This window comes from Pseudomonas sp. UBA1879 (assembly GCF_002338065.1).
In the GTDB taxonomy this organism is placed as follows: domain Bacteria; phylum Pseudomonadota; class Gammaproteobacteria; order Pseudomonadales; family Pseudomonadaceae; genus Aquipseudomonas.
In genome coordinates this window covers 535,959-550,614 of the sequence record NZ_DDHJ01000015.1, presented here as the reverse complement: position 1 = coordinate 550,614, position 14,656 = coordinate 535,959, and the positions used below count along the sequence as shown (strand labels likewise).

The 14,656-nt window shown below is 53.1% G+C and carries 9 protein-coding genes and 3 pseudogenes; 10 read left to right on the top strand and 2 right to left on the bottom strand.

What is annotated here, in order from left to right; all coding sequences use genetic code 11:
• Window positions 1-26: 26 nt before the first annotated feature.
• Both B3N48_RS17610 and B3N48_RS17605 read right to left on the bottom strand, forming a co-directional pair.
• Entirely contained in the window at window positions 27-353 is a 327-nt protein-coding gene (locus B3N48_RS17610) for a hypothetical protein (protein WP_296185863.1), read from the bottom strand.
• An 8-nt stretch (window positions 354-361) separates the two neighbouring features.
• Window positions 362-1,828, bottom strand: a complete 1,467-nt coding sequence (locus tag B3N48_RS17605) for a DUF6861 domain-containing protein (protein WP_296185861.1) — start codon at window positions 1,826-1,828, stop codon at window positions 362-364.
• 750 nt (window positions 1,829-2,578) lie between these two features.
• On the opposite strand from B3N48_RS17605, the gene tssI reads away from it, so the two are divergent.
• The 10 genes and pseudogenes from tssI to B3N48_RS17555 all read left to right on the top strand — a co-directional run bounded on the left by tssI (window position 2,579) and on the right by B3N48_RS17555 (window position 14,595).
• On the top strand, window positions 2,579-4,432 hold the full coding sequence (tssI, locus tag B3N48_RS17600; RefSeq protein ID WP_296185859.1) for a type VI secretion system tip protein TssI/VgrG: 1,854 nt from the start codon (window positions 2,579-2,581) through the stop codon (window positions 4,430-4,432).
• A gap of 12 nt (window positions 4,433-4,444) precedes the next feature.
• Window positions 4,445-5,023: a hypothetical protein gene (locus B3N48_RS17595; protein WP_296185858.1), complete on the top strand. Its 579-nt coding sequence runs from the start codon at window positions 4,445-4,447 to the stop codon at window positions 5,021-5,023.
• Window positions 5,024-5,056: 33 nt separating this feature from the next.
• Window positions 5,057-5,524, top strand: a complete 468-nt coding sequence (locus B3N48_RS17590; protein ID WP_296185856.1) for a DUF1795 domain-containing protein — start codon at window positions 5,057-5,059, stop codon at window positions 5,522-5,524.
• Window positions 5,525-5,529: 5 nt separating this feature from the next.
• Window positions 5,530-9,723 (top strand): RHS repeat-associated core domain-containing protein, encoded by a 4,194-nt coding sequence (locus B3N48_RS17585; protein WP_296185855.1) that lies wholly within the window; start codon window positions 5,530-5,532, stop codon window positions 9,721-9,723.
• Between the two features lie 14 nt (window positions 9,724-9,737).
• Window positions 9,738-10,283: a DUF4303 domain-containing protein gene (locus B3N48_RS17580; RefSeq protein ID WP_296185853.1), complete on the top strand. Its 546-nt coding sequence runs from the start codon at window positions 9,738-9,740 to the stop codon at window positions 10,281-10,283.
• 164 nt (window positions 10,284-10,447) lie between these two features.
• Window positions 10,448-10,602: pseudogene (locus B3N48_RS26930) on the top strand (RHS repeat-associated core domain-containing protein); the annotation flags it as partial.
• Window positions 10,603-11,620: 1,018 nt separating this feature from the next.
• Window positions 11,621-12,007, top strand: a pseudogene (locus tag B3N48_RS26740) (RHS repeat-associated core domain-containing protein); the annotation flags it as partial.
• Window positions 12,008-12,398: 391 nt separating this feature from the next.
• A complete protein-coding gene (locus B3N48_RS17565; RefSeq protein ID WP_296185852.1) occupies window positions 12,399-12,713 on the top strand; it encodes a DUF7716 domain-containing protein in 315 nt (104 codons plus the stop codon).
• 102 nt (window positions 12,714-12,815) lie between these two features.
• Window positions 12,816-14,143: pseudogene (locus B3N48_RS17560) on the top strand (RHS repeat domain-containing protein); the annotation flags it as partial.
• Window positions 14,137-14,595 (top strand): hypothetical protein, encoded by a 459-nt coding sequence (locus tag B3N48_RS17555; RefSeq protein WP_296185850.1) that lies wholly within the window; start codon window positions 14,137-14,139, stop codon window positions 14,593-14,595. The pseudogene B3N48_RS17560 and the gene B3N48_RS17555, both read left to right, overlap by 7 nt.
• The last annotated feature ends 61 nt before the right edge of the window (window positions 14,596-14,656 follow it).

The following is a 14,656-nucleotide window of genomic DNA, read 5'->3' as shown; positions in this document are numbered from 1 at the left end:
TTACCGGCCGGCGTGTTAGGCACAGCCTATTTAGATTTCTGATCTTTAACCTTCTTTATAATTTCTTCAATGAGTTTAAATGTATCCGATTCACGACCCTCTACAAGCTCAACGTAAAAGTTACTGTAAGCGTGCGAAAGGTCGCGGTATTTACGAAGATTTGACTCATCCATTATACGGTGGCCTGGAATATCTCTAGCCTCAACCTGAGTGGCAATCTCGCCACGCTCAGCCGCGAATATTATGTTTTTCATCGCTTCATACAAATCCAATGCTGCCGGCTCTTTTTCCTTGTAAACTTCAAGTTGTTTTCGGAGTTCGATTGCCGTTGCTTTTAATTTCAAAATGTTCATGGTGATTCCTAGTTGTCGATTTCGCCAATAAAGCGTGCTGCAGACCACTCTTTCCGATTAGGTACCAGATATTGGGTCGCACCTCCGGTTCTCGTTATACTACCCCCAAATTCCATAGTTGGCGCAACTTTGCTAGAAAAAACTTCTGTTGGCTTAAGGGGAGTAATCTCAAATATGGAATACCGCGCGTTTTCGCTAACAACCGGCAAGCCAAGTGAATCTGCTAAAGTCTTACCGGATTTGGCCACTGCTTTCAATTCTTCCATAGTGGTAAAAAAAGGTGAGAACTCAGAAATGCCTTTGTCGCCTGCAGGTACGATTTTTACAAGCGGACTTGATATCTGTGTGGTTGTTGGAACAGTACTACCTGATGATACTTGGCTAAAAGCTCTCTCGTAGATGTCCGCGGCTAATGCTTCCGGGTCTGCAGCAACTAGCTTAGTGATATATTTTTGGCCGTCCGTGCTCTGAAGATATTCACTCACTTTTTCGTTGCTTAAACCCTTCGGTTCAAATGTTTTGGCTTTTTGTCGCTTATTTTCAACTGAGGCGAATCCAGGATCCTGCTTACCGTAAAACTCGCGCATCTCGGATTCACGCGCTAGCTTCTCAATTGAAGTGACGCCTTTTATCTGTAACTCTGGATGCGCCAGCAGCAATTTTTCATTTTTTGTCAGCCATACTACGAATGGCTGGTTGGACATGCCTGATCGGAGTCTGGCACTGCGCCTCGCAACGCTCTCCATGCTGTTCATCACGCCAGCCTTCATCTGGCCGCGCGTCAGGTACGTCACGATGGCCGTCAGCAACAACAACACCAATTGCTCTTGGCCACGTGCCAATTGTCTCGCTGCGCGTTCGGTGCGTTCCTGAATGATGGCAGCCGACCCGCCCGAAGGATCGAGCCCTGGGGACTTGACGCCATCCTCGGCAGTCCACGCTGTGGCCAGACCTTCCTGCACGGTGGTCAGGCAGGCGGGGAGGCCTTCGTAGAAATATTCGGCGATGGCGGCCAGTCCCAAGCCCATGAGGATCAGGTTGCCGACTTGCAAACCGATTCCGCCGCCGACAATCACGCCGGGGCCAGCGCCGACACCGAAAGCGAGTGAGCCCACAGCGCCCCCGATGGCACCACCCACCGCAACGCTCCCCCCCAGAATCATCACCACTTCCTGCACCAGCTTGAGCAATACCGGCAGGATTTCCTTGATGTTGATCGACGCCCACTTGCGGGTAAGGTCAGACTGCATGATCGGGTAGGAGAGGGCCATCGCCTGCCGGACATTATCGATCCGGTTTCCGCCCATGGCGCCGTAGGCTTGGCTGGCGCCATTGCTCACCCGACGTGTAAACCCGTCCCAACTGTCATAAGCGCTCTGCATGCCATTGCTGACGCTCTGGTTCAGTACGCTGAATTTGTCATCGAGGTTTCGTTCGATGTCGTCCCAGCTTGGGACGTGGGCTAAAAGATCCATTTAAACATCACTGTCCTTGATTGCGCCCCGCGTTTGAAAGCTCCGAATGGCCTACCGGGACGCATGTATTGGGTTGGTGGCATGTGGCTATTATCGGCGATTCAGACCTTCGTCTTCTGACTTAATTTCAACGTGCCCTGCATTTTTCTCATCTGCGTTACGTTCAGCAATGATGGCAGTTAGATATCGTTTATCAGCATGCTTTCTATAACTAACTGTTCAGCAAGCAATTTTCCTTCTATCGCACAGAAGATTTAATCTAGGATATTTCCTAAACAGTGAATCAGCGCACTGCGCACTGTCCCGCAAAATCTTGGATCCGGGTTGACACAAGACCGCTCGGAGGTGTTTCCTTCCCCGCTTTGAACGGCCTGTAACGAATTTGAGACTGTGACCTCGTTCGCGTTTTGAGTTATCTGCTGGCACTTTCGAATCGCAGCAGGATCTCACTGTCCTGCGTGCTCAGTGGCCGCATTTATTGCCTGCAAACAAGTGCAAGGTCTGCTGTAGGTTCGAAGGTGAACGGTCGGATGGTTAACGTCCGGTGCCAAGCCATATTTTTTAATCGTTTGCGTAGTTAAAGTCTCACGGAACTAGCAGAACGTTCGTGCCGGGGCCGGTAATTCCATGCGGTGCCAGCACTCAATCAATCGGCGATGATGCACACGGGTTTCGGCCCCGTCATTGTTCGTAACCTGCAGTTGCTGAGCATGGCGGTAGCGTTGTCCCCCATGCCTCAAGGAGATACACATGTCGATGGACCTTGCCGCGATGCTTTCGCCTCAGAACCGGCGTCTGTTCAAGTTCAACAACCTCGCCAACCCTCAGCAGCAACTGCTGATCGAATCCTTCAAGGGGCGCGAGGCGCTGTCGCAGGCGTACAGCTTTGAACTCCTGCTGGTCTGCGAAGATTCCGGAGTTGAGCTCAAGTCCATGATGGGCCAGTTGGTCACCATCGAAATCGAACTCGCGACAGGGTCGCCGCGCTATCTGGCCGGTTACCTGACTCGCTTCGCCAGCATTGGCAGCGACGGCGGTATGGCCCGCTATACCGCGACACTGAACCCTTGGTTCTCGATGCTGAAAAATCGCTTCGACACGCGCATTTTCCAAGGCAACACAGTCGAGGAAGTGGTCACCCAGGTATTCGCGTTGTGTCCCTCGTTTTCCCGCCATGAGTTCCGCCTCACCAAACCGCAAAAGCGTTATACCTACATCACTCAATACCGTGAAACCGACTTCAACTTCGTCCAGCGTCTGCTGGAAGAAGAGGGCATGTTCTACTACTTCGAGCACACTGCCGAAGGCCACACCATGATCATCTGCGATGACTCCAGCACCCTGCTGGCCTTGCCCGAGCAGCCGCAGATCCGCTTTCACACCGCATCCGTCACCGAGACCGCCGACTCCATCACCCAGTGGAGCGGCAACCGCCAGTTGCAGTCCGGCAAGATCGCCGTGCAGACCTTCGACTATCGCCAGCCCAACAACCGTTTGCCAGTGACGATGAACAGCCTGAACAAACAAGGCGATGTCGAGAATTTCGAAATCTATGACTTCCCCGGCCAGTACACCCACGGCACCTACGACGAGGGTGAGGCGCTGGTGCGGTTGCGTGTCGAAGCGCTGGAGCTCAAGGGCAAAAGTTTCAGCGGCGCGAGCAACTGCCGTGCGATGAAACCCGGCTACACCTTCGAGCTGCTGCAACACTACGACCACGATCAAGGCTCAGCCGATGATCGTCAGTTCCTCCTCATGAGCGTTGAAAGCGAAGGCCACAACAACTACCTCAACGGCTACCCCGCGAGCTACTACAACACCTTCACCTGCGTGCGCAAAAAGATCGCCTTCCGCCCGCAACTGTCCACGCCGCGTCCGACCATTCACGGCCCGCAGACCGCCATCATCGTCGGCCCACCGGGCGAGGAAATCTTCACTGACGAGCTGGGCCGCGTAAAAATCCAGTTCCACTGGGACCGCAAAGGCCAGCACAACGACCACAGTTCCTGCTGGGTCCGCGTCGCCCAATCCGGTGCCAGCGGCGGTTTCGGCAGCATCCAGATTCCGCGCGTGGGTGATGAAGTCGTCGTCGTTTTCCTCGACGGCAACCCCGACCGCCCACTGGTCATGGGCAGCCTCTACAACAGTCAGAACACCCCGCCGTGGTCGCTACCTGCGAACAAAACGCAGAGTGGTTTTTTGACGCGGTCGACGAAGGGGAATGGCGGCACTGCGAACTTCTTCCGCTTCGAGGACAAGTCCGGCGCCGAGCAGATCATCATGCACGCCGAACGCAACATGGATACCGAAATTGAGGTCGACGAAAGCCACCACGTCGGCGCCAATCGAACCATCACCGTCGGTGGCACGCACACTGAAACCATCAAGAAAGACACGGTGATGAACGTGCAGGAAGGTTCGTTGACGATTCAGGTCGACAACCAGTTCATTCAGGTCAACGCCAAGCAGCACATCATTCTGCAAGTCGGGGACAGCAGCATTACGCTGACGCCGGATGGGATTGAGATTAAAGGCAACTCGATCTCTACGGTCAGCACCGGTACCACTCAGATCACTGGCGCTCAAGTGCGCGTGAATGATTAAGGTGGCCAGCGTATGAAGAGAACCAGTATTTACGATCGCATCTCCGAGCGACGCCTGGCGCTTGAGGAGGCGGCACGTGCTGAGCAGCAACTGTCTGTGCCGACCATAGAACCTGAACCTGAGCCAGAACCTGTCGTACCTTTGCGCGATACGCCAAGTCGGTTCAGTTTTGGCGGCTTTGATTTGTCGTTGCCTGATGGCTTCAACTTTCGAGATATCCAGACCACCATCGAGCACGAAGGCGAACCCGTAGTGCTGACGATCAAACGTCGAGACGTCCGTGAAGGCGCGACCCTAAGCGGCCTGATGGACGAAGCGATGCAGACCTTCCGCAAACTTTATCCTCAGTTACGAATCATCCGCGAACGTGACTGCACCCTTGCCGGAAGTCCTGCGAAAGCCGTGGATTTTTACTTCGCGATGGGGCACGCGGAGCGGCATGGCAGGCTTGTCGGCAGCATTGTTCCGGTGGCTGAACGACAAGCCTCTCAGTGGCTTAGCCTCTCGTGCGTAATTGACCCGGTCAAACCCAGCCTGAGTCTCTGGCTCGTTGACTTCGACAACATGCTTTCAGGCATGGCGACCCGTTGAACCCGATTGATTGTTTTCAGGAATGTATTTCACATGGATTATGAGTTGCAGGAAGGCAGCATCGCGCTGCCGCAGGGATTTCAAGACCGCACGGTCAACATGTTTGTGCTGGGGGCAAGCATCCCGGCGCCGTTAAGCATCACCATCTCACGGGACAATCTGCTCCCCTCTGAGATTCTCAAGGCCTATGTCGACCGGCAGGTAAAAATGCTGGCCTCCAAGCTGCGTGGTTACACACTGCTGGGCAAAAAAGCAGTATCGCTGTCGACGGTTGCGCCCATTGATGGCGTACAGATAGACGCTTATTACATGAACGAAGGGCGACCCTTTTACCAACGTCAGGCGGCATTCCTGATCGAGCCAGGGCGCGCGCTGATTTTCTCCACCACCGCGCAGGCTGACTTCAGCGTTCAGCAGAGCCAGGACTGGGACAATCTGTTGTCCAGCTTTCAGCCTCGCCTTACCAGTACGACCACGACCGACTCCAACGAACAGGAGTAACGCTCATGTTCGAAGCTGCGCGTTTCGGTGATGAAATCTCACACACCAGCGCCCTTGGCGGATTCCTCATCGGCGCCGCATTGGGCATCGCGCTGGTTGCCACGGTCGCTATTGCCACATTCACCTGTGGCTTTGGGGTCGCCCTTTTGGCAGGTCTTGCAGCAGGCATCGGAGGTAGCCTGCTCACCGCAGCAGGGGAGGCAATAGGGAAGATGTTTTCCTCCCCCTCTGGCACGATTGTGACCGCCTCATCCAATGTGTTCGTTAACAGCCGTAAGGCAGCACATGTTGCGCTGAGTCTGGGAGCATGCAGCAAACACCCGGGTCCGGTTCAGGTTGCCGAAGGTTCGACAAACGTATTCATTAACGGCACGGCGGCGGCGCGTAAAGGCGACAAAATTACCTGCGGTGCGACCATTTCCGGTGGGTCGGAAAACGTCTTCATTGGCGGCGGTACCCAGCGTTACTTGCCTGTCGATGACGAAATTCCTGGCTGGCTGCGTACCACGGTCGATGTGCTCATGGCCATCGCGGGCGCAGCGGGCGGTATTGCCCAGTTGATCAAAGCCGGCAGCCAAGCGGGCATGAAAGCTATCATGCCGTGCGTCATGAAGTTCACCGCAGGCTTCGTTGCAGGCGAAGTTGCCAGCCGCTATGTAGTCGGTCCGGCCATCGAAGGCGCTATCGGCGGGCTGACGGGTAATCCGGTTGACCTGACCACCGGGCGCAAGGTTATTCCAGATGAAACCGACTTCAACCTGCCGGGCCTGATGCCCATTGAGTGGTCGCGTTTCTACGCCAGCGACCTGACCGTCGACAGCGTCCTGGGTCGCGGCTGGGTCCTTCCGTGGGAGCAAAGCCTGCGTCGTAGCGGTAGCTTTATCTACCTCACCGACAATCAAGGCCGCAGCGTCCCTTTCGTTAATGTGCAACCAGGTGAGCGGGTGTACAACCCTCACGAGCAGGTCTATCTCGTCTGCAGCGAGGGCGGTCACTACCTGCTGCAAACCCTCGACAATATCTTTTTCTATTTCGGTGAGGTCCCGGACGACAACACCGCCGTACCGTTACAGCGCATCGAAAACGCACTCGGCCATTTCCTGCATTTCACCCGTACTGTCGATGGGGTGCTCACCGACATCACTGCTACGGGCGGCACTCGTGTGCACCTTCATTACGACAACCCGCTGGGCCGTTTGACCGATGTGAGACGCGTCGTCGACAACGAAGCAGTCGAAACCCTCGTCCAGTACCGCTACGACGACAACGGTCAGCTCATTGAGGTGATCAACCGCAACGGTGATTCGATCCGCCGCTTCAGCTACGCCGAAGGCGTCATGGCCAGCCACAGCAACGCGCTGGGGCTAACCTGCAGCTATCGCTGGGAAACCCTCGACGGTCAGCCCCGCGTCGCCGAACACTGGACCAGTGACGGCGAACACTTTCACTTCCGCTACGACTTCGAGAACCGCACGTCCTGGGCAACCGACGTCTTGGGGCGCGAGCTGGAAGTCCACTACAACGCAGATCATCGGGTCATCGCCAGTCGTGATTACGGCGGCGAACGCTACAAAATCGACATAGACGACAGCGGCAACATGACCGGCCTGACGCTGCCAGACGGTAACCACCTACAGCTCAAGTTCGACGATTATTCACGCCTTGTTGAAGAAACCGACCCGCTGGGGCGCAGCATCCAGTACACCTATCACCACCTGACTACGCTGGTGTCGTCGGTGTCGTACCCGGACGGCAGCGTCTGGCAAGCTCGCTACGACGACAAAGGCAACCTCATCGCCGAAATCGACGCCCTCGGCTACAAAACCGAGTACCTCAACAGCGACGACGGCCTGCCACACACCATCATCGACGCGACACATAAATCCAAATACCTGTGGTGGAACGGCCTGGCGCAGGTCGAACGCTTTCAGGACTGTTCGGGCAAAAGCACCTTCTATACCTACGACGACCGCGCTCACCTCATCGCCGTCACCGATGCCTTGAATCAAACGACAAAGCTCGAACGCAAACCCGACGGCGAAGTGCTGCGTATCGATCATCCGGACGGCACTGCCGAGTCGTTTACCTACAACGCACTCGGCCAGGTCCTGACGCACACCGACGGCAAAGGCCAGACCACGCGGCTTTTACGAACAGCGAGGGGATTGCCGTCCAGCCGACAGGACGCCAACGGCCAACGCATTCGCTACGAGTACGACAAAGCGATTCGCCTGAAGGCCTTGGTCAACGAGAACAATGCTGCCTATCAGTTTGCCTACGACGCCTCGGATCGACTGATCGAAGAAAAACGCATCGACAACCTGACGCGCCGTTTCAGCTACAACATTGGCGGGTATCTGACGCGTGTCGATGAAATCGGCTACGGCGAGCGGGCCGAACGCCCACAACGCAGCACTGAGTTTGAGCGCGACTCGATTGGCCGGTTGCTGGCCAAACTCAACACTGATGCGCGTCAGGATTACACCTACGACGAGGCCGACCGCTTACTGTCCATTGCACGACTACCAACTGCAGCAGGTAAGAAAATCGGCATTGGCGAAGAGAAGTTGGAATTTGCCTACGACCTGCTGGGTCGTTTGATCAAAGAGACCACACCCCAAGGCGCCCTGGACTACGAATACGATCCACTGAGCAACCTGACCACGCTGACCTTGCCGACAGGCCAACACCTTAATCACCTGTACTACGGCAGCGGCCACCTGCACCAACTGAACCTCGATGGCCTGCTCATCAGCGACATCGAACGCGATGACCTGCATCGCGAAGTGCTACGCACTCAAGGCAAACTCACCAGTTGCTTCGGCTACGACGCCATGGGCCGCAAAGCCTGGCAGTTCGCATCGACGATGCCCGGCGAAAAACTCTCGCAGATCCATAATCCCGGCGATAACAGCCTGTTGGTCGATCACGCCTACAACCCGATTCATCGCCGCTACGAATACGACCCGGCAGGCGAACTTACCCGCACCCTCGACAAGCTGCGCGGCGAGATCAAGTACGAATACGAAGCCAACGGCCAACTGCACAGCCGCGACACCGGCAAGCTCGTCGATAGCGAAGAATTCAGGTACGACGCTGCCGCGAACAGGCTGAACTTCAATACCAGCCAGTTCGACCAGGTCAAAGACAACCGCATCAAACAATGGCGTGATCACGAATATGCCTACGATGCGTGGGGCAACCTGATTGAGAAGCGCGCAGGACTTAATAAACTGCAGACGTTCAGCTACGACTGCGAAAACCGCCTCGTCAAAGCTGAAACGCTGGCTAACGGCAAGCTGCAGAGCATCGGCACCTACCGCTACGACAGCCTTGGACGACGCATTGGCAAAACCTCTGAAATAAACGGCCAGACCGAACACAAGCATTTCCTCTGGCAGGGTCTGCGGATGCTGCGCGAAGAAACGCCGTGGCAGAGCAGCCTCTACGTCTACGAGCCGGGGAGCTACGCACCGTTGGCGCGAGTGGATCAGCAAGAGGGTGAGGCCGAACAAAAGCTCTACTACTTCCACACCGACCAAATCGGCACGCCGCTGGAAATGACTGCCGTTGATGGCAGCATTGTCTGGCAGGCGACGTACAAGGCTTGGGGCGAGGTTGAAGCGCTGACTGTAAGCGACGTCGAGCAGAACCTGCGGTTTCAGGGTCAGTATTTCGATGACGAGACGGGGCTGCACTACAACACGTTTCGGTATTACGATCCGGAGGTAGGGCGGTTTATAACGCAGGATCCGATTGGGCTGTCGGGGGGCGTAAATCTTTATCAGTACGTTGCTAATCCGATCCTATGGTCAGACCCGTGGGGCTTATGTGCCGATAAGGATTGGGGCGCTTATTACTCAAGAAAAACTGGAACCGTTCCTCCCAGCTCAATGGTCAGGCCTCACGCTCACCACATCGTTTTCAAAGGGGAGTTTGCAAAATCACCCATGATGCAAAAAGCTCTAGAAAGAAGCCGGGCGGTTTTGGAGCGTTACAAGATAGACCCAGTGCACGATCCTGCTGCGATGATGTGGGCGGAGAACCAAGGTCATACCATCGCTAATGCTAAGCTCGTTGCTTCAAAGCTTGAAGCAGCGGATAAATCAATTATGGCGGGGGATCTGTCATTTGATAAATCAGTAGCCGCAATGAAAACAGAATTGCAGAAAATAGGTGCCGAAGTTTTTGGCTATTAAATTGGAAGGTTAATATGAATTGGTCAGAGTTGCAGGAACGCGTCAGTGACGCGGCTAAAAGGGCTTTTTTAGAATTGCACAGAAAACATCCTGATGCTGAGATATACGCGTTCGTGCTATACACGGATAGCAGCGTGATGAGTATTGGCTCATCTGCCAATTCAATTGAAAGTTTAAATGAAAAAGTTGAGCAAGAAATCGATGATGAAGATAGAACTCCTGAGAACGAGGCTTATTTTAAGTGGGCTTTTTCTGAATGGGCTTATGATACGATAGGTGGTGAATTTTTTAAAGAGATTAATAAGGATTTAAGAAAGAGCAGCGAGCGCCTAGATTTTGAGGTATTCAAAAAGAAAGTTTTAGTAACGATGATCGACTCATTGAGATCTCTGACTAACGAGCGCTTTTTTGATGGCCTCAGCAAGGCTGCTGGTGATCCAGTTATATACGTCTCTATGTCAGATGATGATGAGGCCGAAACCATTGAAAATGAATCTGCAGAAGCGATAAATTCTAAGTCAGTATATGAAAGGTTTGTCGTTCGATATGACGTCGGCTGACTGAGTGTTCGCCAGTGTGCACAGGATCAATGTTGAAAGGCTTTCGGTATCAGTACGGTGAGATTTCGAGAAAGCCTTGTTTGCACACGGAGCTCTCTACGTTCGAACTTCCTGCTGGGGCCGTGGTGCGCAGTTCGGTATCCGCGGCCGCTCCGCAGGATCCAGATTTGACGACGGGGCTGCACCACAACACGTTTTGGTATTACGACCCGCAGGTGGGGCGGTTTTTAACCCAGGATCCGATTGGGTTATGGGGGGCGATAATCTCTATCGCTATGTTCCTAGCCCTACGGCTTGGATCGATTCACTAGGGCTTGCTCGTGCAAAATGGGATGTGAACTCACATCAAGCGAATAAAAATGCTGTAAAAGGTAAGAAACTAGGGCTGGATTCTCATCATGTTGGCCAGAGAAAACTAATGAAAGACTTAGTCGAGGGTTGTTATCCCGCGACGGCCCCAGCGATGTTGGTTCTTCGAGTGGGCCACACCGTTTCTAGAGAAGGCGTGGGTATGGTCTCCAGAAGTGGTATAAATGCCAAAACAGGTTGGCCGTTTGCCAATGCTCGGGATGTAATAGCTCGAGACATCAAAGAGCTGCGGCGTGTATATCCCGATGTGCCTAATGCTAAGCTACAAGAGCTAATTAGTTTAAATAAATGTACCCTGAGTTGCGATAGTGGAGAGATTATGACTTCTGAGGAAAAATTTGTTCAAGCAATATTTAATGAGCTTTTTAGTAAGAATTTCACACAGTACAAGACTTCGCTTAATAAGCCAGTGAACGCTGATACGGACTCCTACGCCAGGGCGAGAAATGCGTTAGCTAAGCTCGGAGGGAACGATCGAGCTGATGTGATAAATTTCTTCAAAATTGCAATTGCTGACAGCGCATCCGTAATACTTGGGACGCTGGATGGTGTCCATTTTCCAGACGGCATAGATGGCGAATTTTTATTGATGTATAAAGGGTATGAGATTCAAGGTGACTTGCAAGATATTTTTATAGAAAAAACGCAAAATGATAATGTTTACTAGATTTTTGATAAGCTTATATTTAAAAAAAGGTAATGCTCATCGTCGTTTGTTTACTCGTGATCCTAGCCGGGCTTTGAAGCGAACAATGATGTCAAGGCGGCAAAAGTACGGAGTGCGCCCGGCCTGATTAGTTGTTTCATTTTCTTGTTTGAGTCGTTGGGGAAGCTGCAACAGCCGGCTCGTCGAAAAAAGTGCGTGGGGGACGAGCTGCTACAGCCGCGGGTCAAACATTCACGGCCAGCAGTTCCAATTACCCACTTCACTCCTGTGGAGGCCCATGAATGCGGCGATAACAATCAGCCTCTGTGTCTATGAGCCGGGGAGCTACGCACCGCTAGCGCGAGTAGATCAGCAAGAGGGTGAGGCCGAACAAAAGCTCTACTACTTCCACACCGACCAAATCGGCACGCCGCTGGAAATGACTGCCGTTGATGGCAGCATTGTCTGGCAGGCGACGTACAAGGCTTGGGGCGAGGTTGATGCGCTGACTGTAAGCGACGTCGAGCAGAACCTGCGGTTTCAGGGTCAGTATTTCGACGAAGAGACGGGGCTGCACTACAACACGTTTCGGTATTACGATCCGGAGGTGGGGCGGTTTATAACGCAGGATCCGATTGGGTTGGATGGTGGACCGAATCTTTACCACTACGTGAGGAATCCCACAGGCTGGATAGACCCTCTTGGATGGACAGGATTTGACGCGAGCGGACGGCCGTTATCAAGTAGTCAGTACAGTGTGTGGACCAGCGTAGAAATGCCTCAAGAAATTCATGCATCAGGCCGACCTACTCACTTCCGTTACGCGAACGAAGAGCTATACAATCGCACCTTGAAGTACCCTGAGCTCAATTCGGCTCTTCCCCCAGAGGTTGTAGAGCATATTCAACCAGGACCGCGAGGAGGGTTTAGCGATAGAAGCCCGCCGAACCATTCTTGGCACCATAATGCTCAAACACCTAAGGATATTGAGTTGATACCTAGGGCTCAGCACCGAGCGCCGGGGCCAGTGCAAAATAGTCTCCACCCAAATCAGCAGGGTGGCTTCAAAAAACTGCAAAGTACCGCATGTTGAGGTGAGTATGAAAACGTATAGCATCAGAGAAGTGTTGGAAAATATTGATAAGATGCCGGATTCCTGGTTTTACATGCCAGATTCGGAATGGGATTTGGAAACCAGAGGATCATTTTCCTTAGATAGCAGAGATTTCCCCCCTAGCTCGACGGATTATCTACCTCCACAGGTCGCGAGCCATGGGTGGAAAGAAACATTGGACACGCCGATGATAGAAGATGTTATTGCTAATACTGACCAACAGCTGTCCGCGGCAACCGTTGACGATTATTTTGAAGCATTTAAGTTCTATTACGAAAATGATGCATTTAAAGTTTTCTAGATAAGGAGTAAGCGGCCACCATAGATGGTTGCTAGGTGATTGTTTCCTTGGTTTTACATGATTCTTCAAAAATTGATATAGCAAATTTATCAGTCACTTTGATACGAAGCCACGGGCCGCAAGAGCTGGCAGTTCGGATCACCGCTGCCAGTTGAATACTCTCGAAGTTCACAGTACAGACATCAGCGCCTCGTTGCTTGTCGATACCGTTTCGAATCCGACTCCCGGGCGAACTTACCCGCACCCTCGACAAGCTGCGCGGCGAGATCAAGTACGCATACGAAGCCAATGGCCAACTGCACAGCCGCGACACAGGCCGACTTATCGACAGCGAAGAGTTTCGATACGACGCTGCGGCGAACCGTTTGAACTTCAATACCAGCCAGTTCGACCAGATCAAAGACAACCGGATCAAGCAATGGCGTGATCACGAATATGCCTACGATGCGTGGGGCAATCTCATTGAGAAGCGAGTCGGGCTGAATAAACTTCAGACCTTCCAATACGACTGCGAAAACCGCCTCGTCAAAGCTGAAACGCTGGCTAACGGCAAGCTGCAGAGCATCGGCACCTACCGCTACGACAGCCTTGGACGGCGCATTGGCAAAACCTCTGAAATAAACGGCCAGACCGAACACAAGCATTTCCTCTGGCAGGGCCTGCGGATGCTACGCGAAGAGACGCCGTGGCAGAGCAGTCTTTATGTCTACGAGCCGGGCAGTTATGCACCTCTGGCGCGAGTGGACCAAAACGAAGGCGAAGAGGAGAAAACGCTTTACTACTTCCACACCGACCAGATCGGCACGCCGCTGGAGATGACGGACGTTGATGGCAGCATTGTCTGGCAGGCGACGTACAAGGCTTGGGGCGAGGTTGAAGCGCTGACCGTGAGCGACGTCGAGCAGAATCTGCGTTTTCAGGGGCAGTACTTCGACGACGAGACGGGGCTGCACTACAACACGTTTCGGTACTACGACCCGCAGGTGGGGCGGTTTTTAACGCAGGATCCGATAGGCCTGGATGGGGGGATGAATCTATATAGATATGTTCCGAGCCCGACAGGTTGGATCGACCCTTGGGGGTGGGAGTGCTGGTCAACTGCACGGAAAAATCACTGGAAAAATACGGCAACTGAAGAAATGAGCAAACCTGTTTCTATCTATTCGCCGCGAAATCTAGCAAGAATGTCCGGAGGACAGCCGCCAAACATAACTGCAAAAATTAGAAACCTGAAGACAGGGAAGGTAAGTGTTAAAGACCTACCCTATGAACTGCATCACACAGACGTTCCACAACGTGTTGGCGGCGAAGGTGTTCATAGTAGTTCCAACCTAACTGAGGTTGATCGCTGGCAGCATGCCGATGTGGACAAATTTAGGCACGCTGGTTCCGAATTGTTGGAAGTAATTAAAGGAGTGAACTCATGGTAGATGTGGATAAGAGCTATATTTTATTTAGTTCAGTAGTTGTTGAAGTTGCATCCAAAAAATTTAATGCCGGCGTCAGTCATGAGGAAGCTGAGCCGTTTGTAAAAGCGTTGCATGAAAAATATATTGGCTTAGACTTGCCTCAGCCGGATTTGACGTGGATTTCGGCAACGCCAAAGTCGGTAAAGGCTTGGGTTGCAGATGAGCTAGAGGGTAAGTTCACTAGTTACGGCCCCCGCCCTCGTTGGCTCCACGAACCAAGCTGGCGATATTTAAATGGTGAGCCAATGTCATTTGTACATCAGTTCTCCGTCGAGGCTGGAGGGGATGACTATTATGGTGGGGTCATGACGTATGTTTTTTTTGGAAGGAATTTTATCGGGGGGGAGGATTGGGAACTTGTCGTAAAGATGATTCAACAAGATGCAGATGAGGTCGGCTCCACTTTCCTGTAGTTGTCACTGCAAGAAGAGTAATCCCCCGGCTCATCAAGGCCGGCAGTCAGGCGCGCATGAA